General features: G+C 71.3%; 1 protein-coding gene. It reads right to left on the bottom strand.

What is annotated here, in order from left to right; translation table 11 throughout:
- A partial coding sequence (locus AC1DBX_RS20650; protein ID WP_476932668.1) for a helicase-related protein occupies nt 1-516 on the bottom strand: 516 nt, incomplete at both ends.

Here is a 516-nt window from a genome sequence, read left to right as displayed (position 1 = left end):
GACATCGGCCGTGTCGGTCGCACGGCCGGCGCGCCCGACCTGCTGGTAATACGCGACCGGGGACGAGGGCGCACCGAGGTGGACGACGAACCCCAGGTCGGGCTTGTCGAAGCCCATGCCGAGGGCGCTGGTGGCGACGAGCGCCTTCACTTCGTTGCGCTTGAGCCTGCCTTCCAGGTCTTCGCGCTCCGCAGTGTCCGTCTGACCGGTGTACGCGTAGGTCTCGTGTCCCGCGTCGCGCAGCAGGCGAGCGGTGTCTTCAGCGGCCGAGACGGTGAGGGCGTAGACGATTCCGCTCCCCTGCAGCGCACCGAGGTTACTGACCAGCCAGGCCAGCCGTGCTCCGGCATCCGGCAGCGTGAGCACGCCGAGACGCAGGGACTTGCGGGCGAGCGGCCCGCGGATCGTCAGCACGTCGGCATGGCCCGCCCCGGCGCCCATCTGCTCCGCCACGTCGGCAACGACGCGCTCGTTGGCCGTCGCCGTGGTGGCGAGCACCGGCACCCCGTCGGGCAT

Source organism: Arthrobacter sp. 10N44_2 (assembly GCF_056394385.1).
The sequence above is the reverse complement of the archived record's forward strand: the minus strand, read 5'-3'. Positions and strand labels throughout refer to the sequence as shown.